Genomic DNA, 17,975 nt, shown 5'->3' with positions numbered 1-17,975 from the left:
CCAACCCGACTCGCACGTACCGACAGAGGGGAATTCCGATGGCCAACGCCACGCATGTGAGCCTCCTGACCGCTCTGGACGCCGCCGAAGACCGCGAACCCGTCCTCAAGAAGATCGCAGCTCTTACCGCAGATCTCCTGCACAACACCGGACGGGGACTCCAGCTCGCCGAGGCACACCTCGCCAACCTGGACCTCGCGGACGCCGACCTGACTGGTGCCGTCCTCAACCGCGCCACGCTGCACGGCACCTCACTGCGCAGGGCGCTCCTGGACCGGGTCACCATGATCTGCCCGGGAATGGAACGCACCGACCTGACCGGCGCCAGCATGCGCGACGCTTACGTCCACGCCCTCGCCGCACAGACCTCCGTCTTCGACAACGCCGACCTCAGCAATCTGCGAGACGCCACCGGCAGCCTCTTCCACGGCTGCTCCATGCGAGGCACCGCCTTGCCGAACGGCCACCTGGCCGGCACCACCTTCTACCAGTGCGACCTGGAAGGTTCCGATCTCAAGGCCGCCAACCTGCAGGGCGCGAGCATCAACGAATCCGTCCTGCGCAAGACCGCCTTCGACAACGCCGTCGCCGATCAACTGACCATGACCAAGAGCGACATGGCCGGAACCCGGCTCAACGGGATGACCGGGACCGGTGTCGTCATCCAACGAGCCACGAACTGCGACGGCCTCGACCTCAGTGGAGCGAGACTGCCGCGCCTGCGCCTCGACGGTCTTCGCGGCGACACCGTGGTCGCGCGTGACCTCCACGCGCCCGACGCAGACATCGGGCACTGCAGCCTGTCCGGCATCGACCTGAGCACAGCCGCTCTTCCCGGGCTCAGGCTGCGCGACAGCGACCTCACACGTGCCAAGCTCTCCTCGGCCAGCCTCGTCGCCGCCTCCGTGCACAGGACCTGCCTGACCGAGGCCGACTTGGGAAACGCCCAGGCCGAGAACCTGCACGTGGTCGAATCGCAGCTCCAGCGGGCCCGGATGGGTGGATTCACCGGCCGCTGCGCCGTTTTCCGGGACGTGGACATGCGCGGTGCCGATCTCGCGCAGAGCAACCTCTACCGAGCGATGATCACCGGTGACCCGCCCCGCGGCATGTGTATGACCGATGCCTCACTCGCCGGCGCGATCCTGGTCCAGGCATACATCGCGGCCGACCTCAGCAACGCGAACCTACGCGAGGTCAACGCGGCGTACAGCCGGTTCAGCCAGTCGGACCTGACGGACGCTGACCTGACCGGAGCCGCGCTCTTCCAATCCACCTGGGTGAAGGTGACGTGCCTCCGCACCAAGCTCGCGGGCATCAAGCCGCCGTTCTTCGCCGACCGGTGCGCCGGACTCAAGGAGGCACTCAACGCCACGGACTCGCCGGACACGGCGGCCCTGCGTACCTACTTGACCGCCTTCAAAGGTGTCCTGCGAGGTGAGCAGCATGGCTCGACCTGAGCTGCCCCCCGGCTCTCGCAGTATCGACCTCAACTGCCTCGGCGAGCCCGACCGGGCCCTCGACAAGCCGCACTTCACGGGCGTCATCGATGTGCTCGGCCCCTTCCTGGATGCGAATCCTTCCGCGTCGCTGCTGGACATCGGCTGCTCGCTGGGCGGATTCCTTCAGCAACTCCGCTCGCGCTGGCCGCAGCTGCGGTGCACGGGCATCGACGTGCTGCCGCAGGTCGTGGAGTACGCCCGCGAGCTCCAGCCGGGCATGGACCTGCGCGTTGGAAATGTTCTCGACCCGGCGACGCTGCCGCGAAACCAGGACATCGTCACCTTGCTCGGCGTCCACTCGATCTTCGACGAACCGCTGATCTGGCTGGACGGTGCGCTCAGAGCGGGCACACCGCAGGTCCGGCTGGTGGTCTTCGGGCTGTTCAACCCTGAGGACGTGGACACCCTTGTGCGGGTACGCCGCTCGGGCCCAGGCACGCCCGGGGAATGGCAGAGCGGCTGGACCCTGTGGTCGCGGCGGACCGTCGAAGCGGGCCTGCGAGAGCGGGGACTTTGGTGGCGCTGGACAGCGTTGGCACCGCCCCGAACGGTGTCGCGCTGGTCCGAGGACCCGCTGCACTCCTGGTCCACCGAGGTCGACGGACAGCAGCGGCTGATCAACGGAAGTCAACTCATCCATCAACACGCCGTCCTTGAGATCGCTCGGTGGGCGCGCGGAGGGAGCACATGATGCTCGGCGTCTCGACCAGCGTGTTGCAGGTCAAGTCGGACCTGGAGGCGCTGCTGGAGTACAAGCCGGACCTCGTGGAGTTCTACACCTATCCGGTTGAAGCGCTGCCCCGGATCCTGAAGTTCTGCGCCGAGCACGACATCAGGCCGGCGCTGCACACCCCGACTCCCCACCCGCAGCTGATGCCCCGCTACTGCCCTACGGGGCCCGACCCACAGGAGGCCGCTGCGGCGATCGCTGCCCTTGAATCCACGGTCAGGTGCGCAGCAGATCTTGGGGCGCAGCACGTCGTGGCCCACTTCCCGACGCCATATCCGCCCTTCCCCGTTGAGGAGTTCGAAGACTTCGCCGCAGCGTTTCTCGCGGAGGCTACCCGGCTCACCCAGCTCTTCCAGGTCCCGGTCCTGATCGAGAACATGACCAACAACCCTCACTGTGCGAGCGCCGAGCAGTACCTGCGGTTCCTCGATCAGTGGCCCGACCTGGATCTGTGCCTGGACATCGGCCACGCACACCAGTTGGGCGGCCCTGAGGCGGTGCAATCCTTCGCGGACGTACTCGGCCCCCGCATCAGGTCCGTGCACCTTTACGACAATGATCGGGCGGGTTCTGGGCACCGGCCGTACCCGGCCCGGGACAGCGGCACGCACCCGCAGGTTCCGTACGACGTAGTAGCCCATGTCCTGCGGACTTGTCGTCCGGCAGCAGTTGTCCTGGAACACGATGCAGGGCACGGCCATCCTGACCGGCGCCTCCTTGAGTGGCTACGCGAGCCGACTGAGCGCCTGTCCCCGAGAAGGGATGAGCAGTGACCTGGATCGATCACAATGCGCCCTTGGTCACCACGGCTGACCGAGCCGCCGTAGACCGAGTGCTCCAGTCCGGCTGGATTGCCCCAGGGCCCGAACGCCGACGCCTGGAGGAGGACCTGGTCGCGTACTTCGGCGCAGGCCATGCTGTCGCCACGACCTCGGGCACGCTCGCCTTGTTCCTCGCACTCGTTGGCCTGGACGCACCAGCTGGCGCTCTCATCGCCGTACCCACCTATTCCTGCGTGGCCTTGCTCGACGCCGTACGCCTGGCCGGCTGCCGCCCGCTCGTCGTCGATGTTGAGCCTGACGGACTGACCATGTCTCCAAGGTCGTTGCAGGACGCTTCCGACCGGATAGGGAAGCCGTACGCCGCCTTCGTAGTGCATACCTACGGTGCGACCGCAGCTCTGCCCGACCTGGCTGAGATCTGCCCCAACCTCGTCGAGGACTGCTGCCATTCGTTCGGGAGCAGGGGTCCGCACGGTGAACACGGGACCTTCGGGCGCATCGCGGTGTCCTCGCTCTACGCCACGAAGGTCTTCACGGGAGCGACCGGAGGACTGTGCTGGAGCGCAGACCCCGAGATCTCCGAACAGATCGCCTCCTACACCCAGGCGAGCTTTCGCAGCAGCCGCTGGCCCCGGATGACCCTCACCTTGTCCGACCTGCACGCGGCGCTGGCTCGCTCACAGCTCTCGCGGCTCGCCCAAGTACGGGAACGTCGGGCGTGGATCACCAACCAGTACCTCGCGGCCTGCCCCGAGGCACTCTCGCCGGCGGACTTGCCCGACTCCGGCCGACTCGTTTACCGGTTCGTTCTGCGGTGCGCCGACGAAAAGGAACGCGAGCGCCTCCTCGGCTTCTTCCACAAGCACGAGGTCGACGCGAGTCGATTGACACAGCGCCATGAACTACTGCATCGAGAACTCGGGTTCGGCCCCGAGCACTTCCCTGCAGCTGAAGCCATTGTGGCCCGAACTCTCTCCCTGCCGCTGTATCCGGCCATGTCCGACGCCGATGTCCGGCGCGTCTGCGACTTGCTGGCACAGCTGCCTGCTGACTGACTCCAAGGAGGTTCGCATGCCCCTGCTCATCGACTCCGCCATTCCCCGCGCGCATCTGCCCGCAGACTGCACAGCGGGACGGGATGTGGTCGTGCACGCCCACGAGCTGACGATCGAACCAGGCGTACGACTCGACGACGGCGTCCGGCTTGTGGGCGACCGCATCCACCTGGGCCGCGACGTCCACCTCGGCGCGGGGGCCGACCTGCGCGCCGGCCACGTCAGCATCGGCGACAACAGTGAGATCGCCGCCGGCGTACGGGTCCTCTGCGCCGACAGCTTCAGCACCGGGCCAGCCGCTCGCATCTGTACCGGCGTCGATATCGTCGCCCGCGCCTTCGACGCGGGCCGACTCCTCTACGTAGGCCCGCACAGCACAGTTGGAGGCGGTGGCACCCTCGAATCCACGGCCACCGTGCGCATCGGAGATCGCGTCACCGTGGGCCCCCACAACATCCTCAACGCCAACTGCCTGATCGACATCGGCTCGAACGTCGGTTCGGGCCAGTACGTCAGCATCTGGACCCACGGCTACCACTTCGCCCACAGCGTCCTCGACGGTTACAGCACCGCCTTCGACGGCGTGCGCATCGGGAACAAGGTGTGGCTCGGCTACCACTGCTCCATCATGCCCGGCGCGGACATCGGCGACAGCTGCATCGTCGCCGCTGGAGCCGTCGTCGCCAAGAGTTTCCCGCCCCGCCGACTCCTGGCAGGCGTGCCGGCCCGCGAGAAGGCGCTCTTCGACCAGCCGCCGCTCACGGATGACCAGGCCATGCACGAGGTCCGCCAAGCCCTGGCCGCCTGGCAGCGGGAGCTCGACTGGAAGGGCATGAAAACCGACTCGTCGGACGACCGTTGGAGCGTGCACCTTCCCGGGTGCACCAGGGTGGTCGAGCTGTGGCAGGACGCTGCACAGGCCACGGGCCTCGACAGCGCGGCCGAAGGCCGAATCGTGGTCGCCCTCGACGGGGAACCACAGACCTCCGTTGACGGCCCGCCGGTCTTCGTCCTGAGGCGCGGGCTGCTCCTGGGCCCGACGGACGACCTGGTCGAAGACCTGAGGGACCACCTGCGCCGCCGGACGATGCCCTGCGGGGACACCCGGACCTTCAACAGCATCACGCCGCTGCCCTTCCAGCGGCTGCAGCAGGCCATCACGCCGACGACCTCCGGAGGGCAGGCATGACGTCCCAGGCAGCGCCGCCGACCGACGCGCAGGACCTGAGCGACTATCTGGTGCTCACTTGCGCCAAGCACGCGGAACGACTCGCGCTCACGGACGGCGGGGCGCGCATGACGTACAGCCGACTCCACACGGCTGTCGAAGAGGCGGCCCAGCTGATCCACGGCAGCGCCGGAGCCAACGACGGGCCAGTGCTCGTCCTCATGGACAACAGCGTCGACAGCCTGGTGCGCCTCTTCGCCGTCTGGAGGTCCGGACGCTGCGCGGTCCCTCTGGATGCCTCCGTGCCGGCTCCGGTGGTCATCAGCGCAGTGGACCGTACCGGTGCCGCGGCGGTGAGTCTGGGCGAGATCGAGCGCTCCCGCGACGATCTGAGGAAACTGGGGGAGGCCGTGCCCGGTGGGCTCCGGGTGTTGTCCGTACAGGATGGCGAACGTGACCCGCTGCTTTCCGGGGCCGCACTGGTCATCTTCACCTCTGGTTCGACCGGGATCCCCAAGGGCGTGGTCCTCGGCCACACCGGAATCCTGGCCAAACTGGCCATGGTCCAAGAGGCATTGGCCTATCAGCCTGGCGACCAGGCTCTCGCGGTGCTCCGGACGAGCTTCCTCTTCTGCCAGTGGGACATCCTGCTGACTCTCGGTACGGGTGGCTCGGTCCGGCTGCTGGACAAGTTCACCCCCAGCGGACTCTGCGAAGCGCTGGCGGACGAACCGGTCTCGCGCGTCGCGGTGGTCCCCACCATGCTCAGGCAGATCCTGCCGCTACTGGAAAACCAACCCGTACGCGACCCGCTGGTGCGGACACGCTCGCCCCAGCAGGTGGTCGTGGGCGGCGAACTGCTTCCCCCGCAGACCGGCGACCGCTACCGCACACTTCTGCCCCACAGCGGGATCTCCATCATCTACGGGCTGACCGAGACCAGCGCCCCCGACTTCATCCTGCCCGCCGCCGACTACGACGCGCATCCAGACACCGTGGGCCGGGCCCTGAGCGGGGTGCGCTGGTACGTGGATGCTCCGGATCGGGCCGCCGCAGTCGGCGACACCGGCGTTCTCGCGGTGTCCAGCGCAGGCGTCCTGCGCGGCTACCTCGGGCAACCAGAACTGACCGGCGCTGCGGTGGAGGACGGCTTCTTCCGCACAGGGGATCAGGTGGAAGTTCGAAAGGGAGGCCGCATCTCAGTCCTGGGCCGCGGCACTGCCGTGGTCGTCAAGGGGGCGAACAAGATCGCTCCCGCCGAGGTGGAGGCCGTCCTGGAGCAGCACCCCCAGGTGGTCGACGCCTTTTCCTGCGGGGTCCCGGACCCGTTGCTGGGGGAGCGGCTCTGCGCCGTCGTCGCCCCGACGCCAGGGGACGAGCCCACGCCGGAGGAACTGATTCGGTGGATGTTCGAACGGGTCGAGCGGTACAAGGTGCCCGATGTGCTGTACGTCCGGGAGAGCCTGCCCACCGGATCCACGGGAAAGATCGACCGTGCGGAGCTCAGTAGCTGGGTCCTGCAGCAAACCGGGACGGCCTCATGACCGGCGGAGCAGGCGCCGTTGCCTGGGTCGACGGAGCACTCCAGGACGAGGCTGCGGCTCGCCCTGAAGCCTGGTCGCCCAGCTTTCACTACGGCTACGGCGTGTTCGAAGGCATCCGGGTCTACCCGACTCCCCGTGGCCCAAGCGCCTTCCGGCTCGCCGAGCACATCAGCCGCCTGTTCGCCTCGGCCCGCCTCTATCCTCCGCTGGACGTGATCCCCTGGACCGAGGAGGACCTTCGGCGCGCGGTCGTGGAGACCGTACGCGCCAGCGGACATGACGCCTGCTACGTACGCCCGGTCATCCATCTACACGCAGGCGGCGTTGGGAACGACCCGACGGTCGGCACCGCGCGGGCGATAGTCCTGGTCACCGCCTGGGGTGGCCTCCTGCAAGCAGGCGATCTTCAGCTGACGATCAGTCCGTGGCGCAGGCCCGGCCCGGCGATCCTGCCGCCCGGCGCGAAAGCCAACGGAAGCTACGGCCCGCTCATGCTCGCGAAGGCCGACGCGGTCCGACGGGGCTACGACGATGCGCTGCTCCTCGACGAGGCCGGCCACGTCGTGGAGTCAACCGGAGCCAATCTTTTCGTCCGCATCGGAGACGAGCTGATCAGTCCGGGACTGCCCCAGGGCGCCCTGCCGGGGATCACGCGATCGAGCGTCTTCTCCCTGGCCCCCGCGGCCGGTTTACGGGTGACGGAGCGGTCGCTCCGACTGGACGAGGTCCTCGGCGCCGACGAGCTGTTCCTCACGGGGACAGGTGCGGAGATCCGCGCCGTGCGCTCCGTCGAGCACAAGGCCATCGGGAACGGCACCAGCCCGGCCGCCGACCAGCTTGCCAGTCGCTATCAAAAGGTCGTCCGGGGCCTTGACCCCGCCTGTGGCGACTGGCTCACCCCGTGCCACCCCTCATCACTCAACACAGGAGGAGCAGCATCGTGATCACCCGCTACGACCACCGCAGTGTCGAGCTCCAAGACGAGCACACCGAACAGGCATGGAGCGCCTACCGGCAGTCCGACATGCCGGAGATCCTGGATGGCTACCACAAGGCCGTCGTCCTGGCGGCACTCATGCGCACCGGAGTGCTCCAGCGGCTGCGAGAGGGCCGCACGGACCTCGGCGACCTCCTCGGCACTCTCGACCCCTACTTCGGCGAGAAGCTGCTCCGCTGGCTCTCCACCGCCGGATACACCCGGCGCGTCGAGGGCGGATACGCCCCGACCGAGGCCGGCGCCGCACTGTTGAGTGACACTGCTCTCGCGCAGTTGAGCTTCTACATCGAGGCCTACGGCCCGGTGACGCAGCGCATCGAGGACCTTCTGAGGGGAACCGCCCACTACGGGCGTGACATCCAGCGCGACGGCGCGGCGCTGGGACGCAGCTGCAACATCCTGTTCGATCTCTACCACATCGATGTGGTGCTCGAAGCCTTCGCTCGACGTAGTGCGACCTGTGCCCTGGACCTGGGGTGCGGGGCCGGCGGCTTCCTCATCGAAGCCGCCCGGCGCGATCAACAGTTCCACGGCATCGGGCTGGACATCTCGGAAGGGGCCATCGCGGAAGCCTCCAAGCGCGCCGTGGAGGCGGGAGTGGCCGAGCGGGTGTCATTCCACGTCGCCGACGCCTTCGATGCAGCGACCTGGCCGGCGGCCTGCACGCGGGCCGACGCGCTCTTCGCGGCTGGCGTCCTGCACGAGCACTTCCGCCAGGGAGAGGATGCGGTCATTGAGATCCTGAACCGTTTCGCCGCAGCGTGGAGCGGGGGGCTCAAATCAATCATTCTCGGGGAGCCCGAGCTGTACTACGACAGGCAGGACAACGACTCCGACCTGGACCTGGTGCACATCCTGACGCTCCAGGGCTTCCCGCGCAGGCACAACGGTTGGCTCGACCTCTTCCCGCGCTCCGACCTCGCGTGCCGCGCGGTCTACTCGCGCCGCAACGCCGGCCCGCGCTTCGCGTTCTACGACCTGGTGCCGCGCGGGCTCGAGGGCACTGAGTAGAACGTCCGAGCCACGCTCGCTCGTGGCCCGCCGGAGCTGAACCCGGATCCGGCAGGCCACGAACGCAGGCTCTCCTGGCCGATGCAAGATCAACACACCGTAACTGCGCCGCTGCTAGGCTGACGATTCGTCTGTTTCCTTGGCGGACTTCGCTTCGCTTCTCGTAGAAGGGCACCCCTGGTGGGACGTTTGTTGCCGACAACCCCGTATCGCGGCACGAGGGACTTCCTCCCCTCGGAGATGTCCGTTCGGCAGCAGGTCTTCCATCAGCTCTACGAGGCGATCGAGCGCTACGGCTTCGTCCGCTATGACGGCCCCATTCTGGAGTCGGCAGAGATCTACGAGGCAAAGTCCGGCCAAGAGATTGCCAATCAGCAGCTGTACTCCCTCACCGACCGAGGCGGTCGTCGGCTCGCCCTGCGCCCGGAGATGACCCCGTCGGTCGCCCGCATGATCGCTGGCAACGCCGGGCAACTTCAGTTGCCAGTGCGCTGGTACAGCCACGTCATCTGCCACCGCTACGAACGCCCCCAGCGCGGGCGCATGCGCGAGCACCTGCAGATCAACGTGGACATCTTCGGGTCCGACAGCGTGAGCTGCGAGATCGAGATCTTCGAACTGATCCACGACATGATGGCCGCTATCGGTGCCACCAAGGATATGTGGGTGCTACGGGCCGGAGACCGCGTCCTGCTGGAGAGCATCCTCCTCGACGTGGTCAAAGTCCCTGCCGACAAGCTGCAGGAGACATCGTCGCTGATCGACCGATGGGCGAAGTACCCACGCGAGAAGCTCGTCGCCGACGCCGAGGACCTTGGGATCGACGAGAAGAGGTTCGACCTCCTCGAAGAGGTCCTGAGTAGCGGAACTGGCGTCTTGGACTACATCTCCGAGGAAGCCCGCAGCCGGTCCATGCTGGCGCAGATCCTGGCCGGTGACTCCCGGGACCTGGTCACCTTCGACCCCTTCATCGTGCGTGGCCTGCAGTACTACACCGGAACCGTGTTCGAGGTCTTCGACCAGCACCCCCAGAACAGCCGCTCGCTCTTCGGCGGCGGCCGGTACGAGGACCTGGCCGGGCTCTTCACGACCCAAAGCATTCCGGGCATTGGGTTCGGCATGGGCGACGTGACACTCCACGACTTCATGGAGGGCCACGGGCTGCTGCCGGAGCCCCGCGCCGAGGTGGACGCCGTGGTGATCCCTGTCGGTGCGGACTTGCTGCCTGATTGTCGATCCGTCGCCCGAGACTTGCGGCGGGCTGGCATCCGCACGTCTACGCCGCTGGAGCCTCGAAAGCTGAGCAAGGAGCTGGTGCGCGCCGACCAGGTCGGGGCTCAGGTCGCAGTCGTCATCGCTCCAAGTGAGTGGGAGCGCGGACTCGTAGCAGTTCGGAACCTTGCAACCCGCGAGCAGATCGAGGTGACCCTCAGCGAGGTCGTCGGACAGGTGAGCAAGCTCCTCGGACGCTGACCGAGGACCTGGACCCGCGGGCGGCTGTCGGGCTGACGGACAGTCGCCCGCAGTCGTCCGCTTCGCTGTCCAGCGGTCAATGTCAGGGTCCCATTCTCGTCTTCAACGTCGGCAGTCCCGCGTGCCTCAGCCAGGGGCTACCCGTGACGGCGTGCCCAGCAGCGATCTCTCAGGGTTCTGGCAACTGGCTTACTACGATGGCGACGTGGCCGTCCCGATCTATCCCCCCAAACCCCAGCCCGGCGACTGCGTCGCGATCGTGTCACCCTCTCGGGGTCTACCCGGAGAGGTACCACTGCCCTACGAGTTGGGACTGCGAAGGCTTCAGGAAGACTTCCAACTCAGGGCCGTCGAATACCCCACTACCCGCACAATGGGAGCATCCCCGCAGGCTCGCGCGTCCGACATCAACGCGGCCTTCGCTGATCCCCAGGTCAAGGCAGTCATCGCCAGCGTCGGCGGCTCCGACCAGATCACAGTGCTGCGCTACCTCGACCGCGATCTAATCCGCGCCAACCCGAAGCCATTCTTCGGCTACAGCGATAACACCAACCTGGTGCTCTTCCTGCGCAGCCTAGGCATTGTCAGCTTTCACGGCGGCATGGTTATGACTCAGTACGGCCGGCCCGGCACATTACACCCGATGACAGCAGAATCCCTGCGAGCGGCACTCTTTAGCTCCGGCGAGTTCGAACTCCGGCAGGCACCCCTGTTTGGCGAGGTCCTCGGCTCCTGGCACGATCCAAGGACCTTCGAAGTCGAACCGCAGATGGAGCCAGCCGAGGGCTGGATCTGGCACAACGCGAATCGGGTAGTGGAAGGCGCCGGCTGGGGAGGAGACCTGGAGATCGTGTCTTGGCTCCTGATGGCGGACCTGGCAGTGCAACCGGTCGAGGTGTACTCCGGTGGGGTGCTGTTCCTGGAAACCGGGGATTCGATGCCGAGCGCCGAGGAAGTCTATGTGATCATGCGCAGCATGGGGGAGCGAGGTCTACTCGAACAATTTTCCGCCTTGTTGATGGGCCGTCCGAAAACGTGGTCCCGCCATCGCACGTTGGACGCTGGCCAGAAGACGCAGTTTCGCCAAGCACAGCGAGAGGCCGTGCTGCGAGCCCTGGCAGAGTACGCACCTCAGGCGGTGGCGGTGTTCGACGTCGACCTTGGCCACACAGACCCTCAGCTCGTAATCCCCTGCGGGGGGACTATCCGGGTAGACGGGCCAGAGCGCAGGGTCTTCGTAACGTACTGAGGACCGGCCAACCGCGACGGCCGGCCGGCGCGCTGCATGACGGCTACTACGGTGCACATCGGGCATGGGCTTCAGCAACCGGGCATTCCTAGGATGCGGCCTCGCGGGTCATACGTAGGTTGGGCAGCCTTCCTTGCCAAAGCTCTCGCTCGCCCGTGATCTCGAATCCGTAGCGCTGGTAGAAGCGGACCGCGCTGTCGTTGTAGTCAGTGACCCATAGGCATATGGGTGCGGCTCCGGCCCAGGTGAGGAACTCGGTCATCATGCCTCCACCGAGTCCCTGGTCCTGGACGTGGTTCAGCAAATACATCGGTCCGAGGGTGACCACCTCGCCGCGGCGCCCACAGAGAACGCCGACGATCTCAGTTGCGGAACGGACAACACGGCAGAACAGCAGGTCCGGTTGCTGGTTCGCTTCCTCGATGAACTCCCGCCACTGGGTGACGCCTTCGGCGGTGGCTGACGAACCACGATGCTCACGGATCCAGTCCTCGTCGATCCCGACCTCCGGGTTGGGGTATGTCTGCAGCCAAGCCCTCAGCAGCAACGGCCCCAACCGCGCAGAATCGTCCGGACGAGCGGATTCGATCACGTAGGTCATGGCAACGATCCTCGTCGATCACCCATCGTCTCAGGCCGCCCAGACAGACATCAGCCGACTCTGGCGGGCTGCTCCGTTCGCACCCTGGTGCTCGCGAGCCGGTAGGGGTCGGTGCCGGCCCGGGGATAGCCTGGACCGCCCTGTCACTCAGAGACCGAAGTTGTCGCTGCGCTGCTCGGTGTGCGCCCCACGGGTTCCCGGGCTCCACGGTGAGGTGCACACCGAGCGGACCTAGGCGACCACGAAGTTCACAAGGCGGCCGGGCACCACGATCACCCGGGAGATGTGACGTCCTTCGATGGCCTCGCGCACTGCAGGCATGGCGAGCGCAGCCCGGCGGATCTCCTCGTCGGAGGTCCCGGTCGGCAGGGTCATCCGGGCATGGAACTTCGCGTTCACCTGGACGATCAGCTCCACCGTCTGCGTCCGCAGCAGGTCCGGGTCCGCTGTGGGCCAGGGTTCCTCCCACACGTGCTTGCCGGTGAGCCGGTGGTAGATCTCGCTGGAGATGTGCGGGGCGAACGGCAGCAGGAGGGACGCCAGCGTGCTGACCGCTTCGGTCGCGGCCTGCCTGCCGATGCCGTCGTGCAGGGCCTTGCTGATGTCGTTGGACAGCGCCATCAGGGCCGCGATCGCCGTGTTGAACGCGAACCGCTCCGACAGGTCTTCGGTGACCTTGGTGATGGTCCATGCCGTGCGCTGGCGCAGCGCCAGATCCCGCTCGTCGGAGGCTGCGGTTCCGATCACGTCATTGGTGGTGCTGGTGATCTCCTCGGTGTGCCGCCAGATCCGCTTGAAGAAGCGGTGTACGCCCTCCAGGCCCTCGTCGGACCAGTTCGCGCCCTGCTCCGGCGGCCCCATGAACAGCACGTAGCAGCGGGCCGTGTCCGCGCCGTAGGTGTCGACAATCGTCCGCGGGGAGACGACGTTGCCCTTGGACTTGGACATCTTCGCCCCGTCCTTGGTGATCATCCCCTGCGTGAAGAGCTTCCGGAACGGCTCTCGCACCGGCAGGTATCCGAGGTCAGCCAGGGCCTTGCACAGAAACCTCGAATAGAGCAGGTGCAGGATGGCGTGCTCGACCCCACCGATGTACTGGTCAACCGGCATCCAAGCCCGCATCGCCTCCTCGCTCCACGGCGCGCTGCCATTGGAGGGATCGCAGTAGCGCAGGAAGTACCAGGAGGAGTCGACGAAGGTGTCCATCGTGTCCGTCTCCCGGCGTCCTGGAGCGCCACAGCCCGGGCACTTCGCGGACACCCAGTCCCCGGCTGCGGCCAGCGGCGACTTGCCCTTCGGCGCGAAGTCGTCAATATCCGGCAGCACGATAGGCAGTTGTTCTTCGGGTACGGCCACCGGGCCGCAGCTGTCGCAGTACACGATGGGGATGGGGCACCCCCAGTAGCGTTGCCGCGACACCAGCCAGTCGCGCAGCTTGTAGCTGACGACCGCCTGGCCCTGGCCGCTCTGGGCGAGTGCTGTTGTGATGCGCGCGGCTGCATCCCGGCTTGAAACACCGTCGTACTCACCGGAGTTAATGGTGATTCCCTCGGCGGTGTACGGCAGCTCTGTCACGCTCCCGCCCTCCCCGGCGATGACCGGCTGGATCGGCAGACCGAGCGCGCGGGCGAACGCGAAGTCGCGCTCATCGTGGGCGGGCACCCCCATGATGGCGCCGGTGCCGTACTCCATCAGCACGTAGTCGGCCACCACGATCGGGAGCTGCTGCCCGCTCAGCGGATGGATCACCTGCCGGCCCGTGTACACGCCGGTCTTCGGCCGTTGGTCACTCCCACGCTCACCATGCCCGGCCCTGCGGGCAGCGTTGACGTACGCACGCACCGCTTCCTCCTGCGGCGTTCCGGCGATCAGCTGCTCCAGATCCGGGTGCTCCGGGGACAGCGCCAGGAAAGTAGCCCCGTACAGGGTGTCCGGCCGGGTGGTGAACACCTCCAGGGAGTGCTCGACCTCGGCACACCCGAAGGCGACAGTGGCACCTTCGGAGCGGCCGATCCACGCCCGCTGCATGGTCTTCACATGCGCCGGCCAGTCGACATCGTCCAGCCCCTCCAGGAGCTGCTCGGCATAGCCGGTGATGCGGAAGAACCACTGCTCGAGCTGCTTCAGCTCCACGAGCGTGCCGCACCTCTCGCAGCGCCCGTCCACGACCTGCTCGTTCGCCAGCACCGTCGCATCCGAGGGGCACCAGTTGACCGCCGACCGCTTACGGTACGCCAGACCGGCCTTGAACAGCTGCAGAAAGATCCACTGCGTCCAGCGGTAGTACTCCGGAGAGTGGGTACTGAGCTCTCGGCTCCAGTCGATCGAGATACCTCACCGCTGGAACTGCTCCCTGAAGGACGCGATCGACTCGTCCGTGGAATCCCGGGGATGCCTGCCGGTACGGATCGCGTGGTTCTCCGCCGGCAGTCCGAAGGCGTCGTACCCCATGGGATGCAGCACGTAGTAGCCCTGCCGCCGCAGGAAGTGCGCGACCGCGTCACCGACCGCGTAGTTCTTCAGGTGCCCCACATGCGGCTCACCGCTGGTGTAGGGGAGCATCTCCAGCACGTACGCCCTCTGGCTGGCGCGAAACGCGTGCGCGTTCGTTACCTCCCACGCGCGCTCATCCCGCCACAGTCGCTGCCATCGCGCCTCGATCGAGTAAGGGTCGAAGTGCGGCATGGAGACGTCCTGGGTCATGGGTTTCCTCGTGAGAGATGATCGAGCCCCGCCGGACTGGCCGTGGCCGGGCTACGGCGACGGGGCTGGGACGGTGTTGAGACAGAGAGGACCGCTGGCGACGACATAAGGTCGGCGTACCGGATGGCCGCTGAGCCGTTCCGGCTCCGTCGCAGTCAGCGATGAGGAGACAGCAGGCGTCCTGCTCGATGAAGAACGAGCCTGCGGCCTGCTGACCCTAAGTCAGGCAGATAGTCGCGCAGCAGCCTGCAATCGAAGGCCCAAGCCGGTGCTGACCTCAGGCACCGTCACCGCAGAGGACGCGACCCGCTGGGGAAGTCGCGCCTGAGCAAGGAGACCGAGGTGCGCGGAACGCGGAGTGGCCTGGATGCCGTAGCAGCGGTGAGTCAGCGTGTCGCGGAAGGCGACGCTTTCACCCACCTGCATTGTTGGCTCCCGTAGCTACTCGGCTCGGCTCGCGCGATGCGATGAGGATAGGGCGGGCGACGGCCAGACAGCAATCACAATCCCTCTTTCGGAAGCTTGCAGTGTCGGCGACGGCTGAAAAGTGACCCAGCACCACGATTCAGGCGCCGCCGACACTCGCGGCAGGTACGCGCCAGATCTCGTGCTCGGTGGACCCCACGCGCAGGCGAAAAGGGAGCAGGCAGCGTGACGTCGGCGAACGTGATCCTTCGGCGTGATCCCGAACTCTGGTGGCTGGCCAATGCCACGGACACCGCTGCGTCTGCAAGAGGGCCGCTTCGCCCGTCGTGCTGGATCGTCTAACCTGCAGGCGCGATGCTGCTGGGACGCACGACCCGTACAGCGGCCTCAGGTATCGACACGCTGCGCGCCATCAGTACCGGGACGAAGATCCTGCACGTCACCTGCTGGGGCCTGAGCGACGGCGAGTGCCAGGAGCTGGCCCACCTCGTGTCCGAGGCGGACGTGGAGATTCAGTTCAGCCCCGTCGTCCTCGACGAGCGCGCCCTGCGCCGCGAGGGCAAATCGGTCCAGGACTATCTGTTGCAGCAGCACCTCGACGCCGACCGGCTTGGCCGCTTTTTCAACCTGTCCGGAGGGTACCGGGCCTACCTCGATGAGCTGCGGTACCTGCAGCTTCCCCCGGCTGGGGGCGAGCGGTGGTCGTGCCGCTCGGCGACCGCATACGTGTCCACCGACGGTTACATACGACGCTGCCCCTATGGTCAGGCGTCAGTCAGTGTCAACGCGCCCCGTGCCGCGATCAGATACTTCCTGACCGCTCCGGCGCAGGACCGGGTGACCCCGGACTGTGCCGGCCGGCGGGGCATTGGACCACCAGACGGGGTCGTTCCTCCCCACGCTCAGGAGGGTCTTCACCTCGGGGCGCGAGACCGCCTTCCCAGCTGCCGGCGGCTCTCTCTGCTCGCGTGATCCGTGGCTACTCGTCTCCGTCAACGCGTTGCCCAGCAGGATACGGAGCGTGTGGTGGCGGTGGCAATCAAGAAACCCACCCGTGGACGGGAGAAGCTGTCGCGAGCGTGCCTGTGCGACGGGCGGTGGTCGCCGATACCGCCATGCGGCTCTGGCACTCAGTTCGTCGCATGGCAGCGTCACCTGTATGAGGTGAGGGCGGTGCATCCGCGGAATTGTTGCCCAAGCGGGCGGTCGAGGGCTCCGGCGTGATCTCGAACCATGTCGTCTTGCCCGGGGGTTCCGGTTGCGTCCCCCAGGCGTCCGCCAAGGCGTTCACGAGCAGGAGGCCCCGACCGCTCTCGTCATTCGGCCCGGCCTCAACAGCGCTCGGCAACGATGCGTCCGTGTCCGTGACCTCGACACGAAGCCGTTCGTCGGCCCGCGTCACAGAGACGTCGCACGGAGCGTCTGTGTACAGGACAGCGTTGGCGATCACCTCTCCAGCCAGCAGTTCGACGGTCTCCAGTGTCTGGTCCGACAGCGGAAGCCCCAGGTCCTGGGCTAGCGAAACAACGTGGCGGCGTGCGGCCGGGACAGCGTCGACAGCAGCCGCAACCGTGAATCCGTATGTCGGACGTTCGGGACTGCGACTCGCCATGACGACATCCTCACCTTGGTAGTGGCCTCAGTGAAGAAGAAGCCTTCCACCCGACAAGAGCTGTGTGAGGACAGTCTGTCCGTAGGCACTCCGGTCAAGACGCCTTGACCCTTCGGCGAGTTATGGTACGCCGGTCGACTTTTGTTGACACCGAAGTCACCGGAAGATGCACTTCGCGGTAAACCGTACCCCTTCACGCCTCACATCAGACCCTCCCCGCCACCGGTCACGACTTCGCTCGCGGTATCCAATATGCCCAAGGGCGCCTTGAGCAGCTCCGAGATGTTCTTGCGGACACCTATATTCCTGTTGTGCCTGCCTGGTTGGGGTCAGGTTGGCTGGCGGCCGGTGAGCTGCTTGATCAAGAACCGGCAAGCGTCGGCAACCTCGTGTCGCAAACCGTTGTCATCGAGATAGTGGTAACGGTCGAGGTAGCGGCAGTCGGTTTCCTGGTAACCGAGTCGAAGGTAGAGCGAGGCTGCGCGGAGGTTCTGGTCGTCCACGCCCAAACCTATCCGGTCGTGACCGCTGCGGTGGGCCTCGGTTTCCGCTGCGCGGATGATGGCCGTCCCAATGCCCTGGGACCGCAGCTGCGGCGGCCAGACTCCCAGACCGTTCAACTCAGGGCACTCGGAGAAACGCTCGCGCACTTCGGGCGCTTCGCATCCTTGCCACAGAATCTGCGCCGTTCCGACGGGGATTCCGTCGAACCAGGCGACCAGGAAGGTACTCAGACCTTGCTGTTGTTTTTCGAACCGCATCGCGTGGCGTCGCGTCCGCCCGGGCGAGGGCATGTTCCTCTCCAGGAGGTCAAGATCTTCTTTCCGGCATTGTCGGATGTCCATGAGCTACTTCCTTATCAGTCCGGTGGCTGATCTCGGCCGCGTAGGCGTCCCAGTCCCGGCTGCGGCTCGCTGCCATTTGACGGCGCTGGTGATATGGATGCCGAGGACCCGCGGCGGGCAGTTCGGTGGTCGCCGACCTGCTAGTCCAGCACGGCTCCGACGCGGTCCGCTACTGCCATTCTCCGTGCGTGCAGGCGCCCCCTCGCCCAAGCGGAAAATCATGGGCGGACGCCAATAGCACGCGGGATCATGGGGCATGCGTCCGGATGACTGGCAC

15 protein-coding genes and 1 pseudogene are annotated in these 17,975 nt (G+C 66.5%); 11 read left to right on the top strand and 5 right to left on the bottom strand.

All coding sequences use genetic code 11. The features are described from left to right. Nucleotides 1-38 precede the first annotated feature (38 nt). The 10 genes from ACFF45_RS24725 to ACFF45_RS24680 all read left to right on the top strand — a co-directional run bounded on the left by ACFF45_RS24725 (nucleotide 39) and on the right by ACFF45_RS24680 (nucleotide 11,511). A complete protein-coding gene (locus ACFF45_RS24725) occupies nucleotides 39-1,460 on the top strand; it encodes a pentapeptide repeat-containing protein (RefSeq protein WP_381348644.1) in 1,422 nt (473 codons plus the stop codon). Beyond that, nucleotides 1,447-2,193, top strand: coding sequence for a class I SAM-dependent methyltransferase (locus ACFF45_RS24720; protein ID WP_381348643.1), 747 nt, complete (start codon nucleotides 1,447-1,449; stop codon nucleotides 2,191-2,193). The genes ACFF45_RS24725 and ACFF45_RS24720 overlap by 14 nt, the downstream gene beginning before the upstream one ends. Next, a complete protein-coding gene (locus ACFF45_RS24715; protein ID WP_381348642.1) occupies nucleotides 2,190-3,005 on the top strand; it encodes a sugar phosphate isomerase/epimerase family protein in 816 nt (271 codons plus the stop codon). Before ACFF45_RS24720 ends, ACFF45_RS24715 begins: the two co-directional genes overlap by 4 nt. Further along, the gene (locus ACFF45_RS24710) at nucleotides 3,002-4,069 is read left to right on the top strand and encodes a DegT/DnrJ/EryC1/StrS family aminotransferase (RefSeq protein ID WP_381348641.1); all 1,068 of its coding nucleotides are present in this window, start codon (nucleotides 3,002-3,004) and stop codon (nucleotides 4,067-4,069) included. Before ACFF45_RS24715 ends, ACFF45_RS24710 begins: the two co-directional genes overlap by 4 nt. 16 nt (nucleotides 4,070-4,085) lie before the next feature. Next, nucleotides 4,086-5,258, top strand: a complete 1,173-nt coding sequence (locus ACFF45_RS24705; protein WP_381348640.1) for a DapH/DapD/GlmU-related protein — start codon at nucleotides 4,086-4,088, stop codon at nucleotides 5,256-5,258. Then, nucleotides 5,255-6,781, top strand: a complete 1,527-nt coding sequence (locus tag ACFF45_RS24700) for a class I adenylate-forming enzyme family protein (protein ID WP_381348639.1) — start codon at nucleotides 5,255-5,257, stop codon at nucleotides 6,779-6,781. Before ACFF45_RS24705 ends, ACFF45_RS24700 begins: the two co-directional genes overlap by 4 nt. Further along, a complete protein-coding gene (locus ACFF45_RS24695) occupies nucleotides 6,778-7,725 on the top strand; it encodes an aminotransferase class IV (RefSeq protein WP_381348638.1) in 948 nt (315 codons plus the stop codon). Before ACFF45_RS24700 ends, ACFF45_RS24695 begins: the two co-directional genes overlap by 4 nt. Next, entirely contained in the window at nucleotides 7,722-8,789 is a 1,068-nt protein-coding gene (locus ACFF45_RS24690) for an SAM-dependent methyltransferase (protein WP_381348637.1), read from the top strand. The genes ACFF45_RS24695 and ACFF45_RS24690 overlap by 4 nt, the downstream gene beginning before the upstream one ends. 180 nt (nucleotides 8,790-8,969) lie before the next feature. Then, complete coding sequence (gene hisS, locus ACFF45_RS24685) at nucleotides 8,970-10,262, top strand: histidine--tRNA ligase (protein ID WP_381348636.1); 1,293 nt, start codon at nucleotides 8,970-8,972, stop codon at nucleotides 10,260-10,262. 205 nt (nucleotides 10,263-10,467) lie between these two features. Further along, nucleotides 10,468-11,511, top strand: coding sequence for a S66 family peptidase (locus ACFF45_RS24680; protein WP_381348677.1), 1,044 nt, complete (start codon nucleotides 10,468-10,470; stop codon nucleotides 11,509-11,511). An 88-nt stretch (nucleotides 11,512-11,599) separates the two neighbouring features. Here the strand turns inward: ACFF45_RS24680 and ACFF45_RS24675 are convergent, their stop codons facing one another. The 3 genes and pseudogenes from ACFF45_RS24675 to leuS all read right to left on the bottom strand — a co-directional run. Then, nucleotides 11,600-12,112 carry a GNAT family N-acetyltransferase gene (locus ACFF45_RS24675; RefSeq protein ID WP_381348635.1) on the bottom strand — a complete coding sequence of 171 codons (513 nt, stop codon included), beginning with the start codon at nucleotides 12,110-12,112 and terminating at the stop codon, nucleotides 11,600-11,602. Between the two features lie 231 nt (nucleotides 12,113-12,343). Then, nucleotides 12,344-12,973, bottom strand: coding sequence for a class I tRNA ligase family protein (locus tag ACFF45_RS24670; RefSeq protein ID WP_381348676.1), 630 nt, complete (start codon nucleotides 12,971-12,973; stop codon nucleotides 12,344-12,346). Further along, nucleotides 12,947-14,797 (bottom strand): annotated as a pseudogene (leuS, locus tag ACFF45_RS24665) (leucine--tRNA ligase); the annotation flags it as partial. The gene ACFF45_RS24670 and the pseudogene leuS, both read right to left, overlap by 27 nt. Nucleotides 14,798-15,595: 798 nt before the next feature. Here leuS and ACFF45_RS24660 point away from each other — a divergent pair. Continuing rightward, nucleotides 15,596-16,213, top strand: a complete 618-nt coding sequence (locus ACFF45_RS24660; RefSeq protein WP_381348634.1) for a hypothetical protein — start codon at nucleotides 15,596-15,598, stop codon at nucleotides 16,211-16,213. A 67-nt stretch (nucleotides 16,214-16,280) separates the two neighbouring features. Here the strand turns inward: ACFF45_RS24660 and ACFF45_RS24655 are convergent, their stop codons facing one another. Next, nucleotides 16,281-16,853 carry an ATP-binding protein gene (locus ACFF45_RS24655; RefSeq protein WP_381348633.1) on the bottom strand — a complete coding sequence of 191 codons (573 nt, stop codon included), beginning with the start codon at nucleotides 16,851-16,853 and terminating at the stop codon, nucleotides 16,281-16,283. A gap of 329 nt (nucleotides 16,854-17,182) precedes the next feature. After that, on the bottom strand, nucleotides 17,183-17,698 hold the full coding sequence (locus ACFF45_RS24650) for a GNAT family N-acetyltransferase (protein WP_381348632.1): 516 nt from the start codon (nucleotides 17,696-17,698) through the stop codon (nucleotides 17,183-17,185). Nucleotides 17,699-17,975 lie beyond the last annotated feature (277 nt).

Origin of the sequence: Streptomyces cinereospinus (genome assembly GCF_042430725.1) — a bacterium.
Taxonomy (GTDB): Bacteria; Actinomycetota; Actinomycetes; order Streptomycetales; family Streptomycetaceae; genus Streptomyces; species Streptomyces cinereospinus.
The sequence above is the reverse complement of the archived record's forward strand: the minus strand, read 5'-3'. Positions and strand labels throughout refer to the sequence as shown.

Coding starts and splice junctions, on each gene's coding strand:
- ACFF45_RS24700 (WP_381348639.1), top strand. CDS start 5,255: ATGACGTCCCAGGCAGCGCCGCCGACCGACGCGCAGGACCTGAGCGAC.
- ACFF45_RS24695 (WP_381348638.1), top strand. CDS start 6,778: ATGACCGGCGGAGCAGGCGCCGTTGCCTGGGTCGACGGAGCACTCCAG.
- ACFF45_RS24655 (WP_381348633.1), bottom strand. CDS start 16,853: ATGGCGAGTCGCAGTCCCGAACGTCCGACATACGGATTCACGGTTGCG.
- ACFF45_RS24720 (WP_381348643.1), top strand. CDS start 1,447: ATGGCTCGACCTGAGCTGCCCCCCGGCTCTCGCAGTATCGACCTCAAC.
- ACFF45_RS24715 (WP_381348642.1), top strand. CDS start 2,190: ATGATGCTCGGCGTCTCGACCAGCGTGTTGCAGGTCAAGTCGGACCTG.
- ACFF45_RS24650 (WP_381348632.1), bottom strand. CDS start 17,698: ATGGACATCCGACAATGCCGGAAAGAAGATCTTGACCTCCTGGAGAGG.
- ACFF45_RS24660 (WP_381348634.1), top strand. CDS start 15,596: ATGCTGCTGGGACGCACGACCCGTACAGCGGCCTCAGGTATCGACACG.
- ACFF45_RS24670 (WP_381348676.1), bottom strand. CDS start 12,973: ATGGGGCCGCCGGAGCAGGGCGCGAACTGGTCCGACGAGGGCCTGGAG.
- ACFF45_RS24705 (WP_381348640.1), top strand. CDS start 4,086: ATGCCCCTGCTCATCGACTCCGCCATTCCCCGCGCGCATCTGCCCGCA.
- ACFF45_RS24725 (WP_381348644.1), top strand. CDS start 39: ATGGCCAACGCCACGCATGTGAGCCTCCTGACCGCTCTGGACGCCGCC.
- ACFF45_RS24675 (WP_381348635.1), bottom strand. CDS start 12,112: ATGACCTACGTGATCGAATCCGCTCGTCCGGACGATTCTGCGCGGTTG.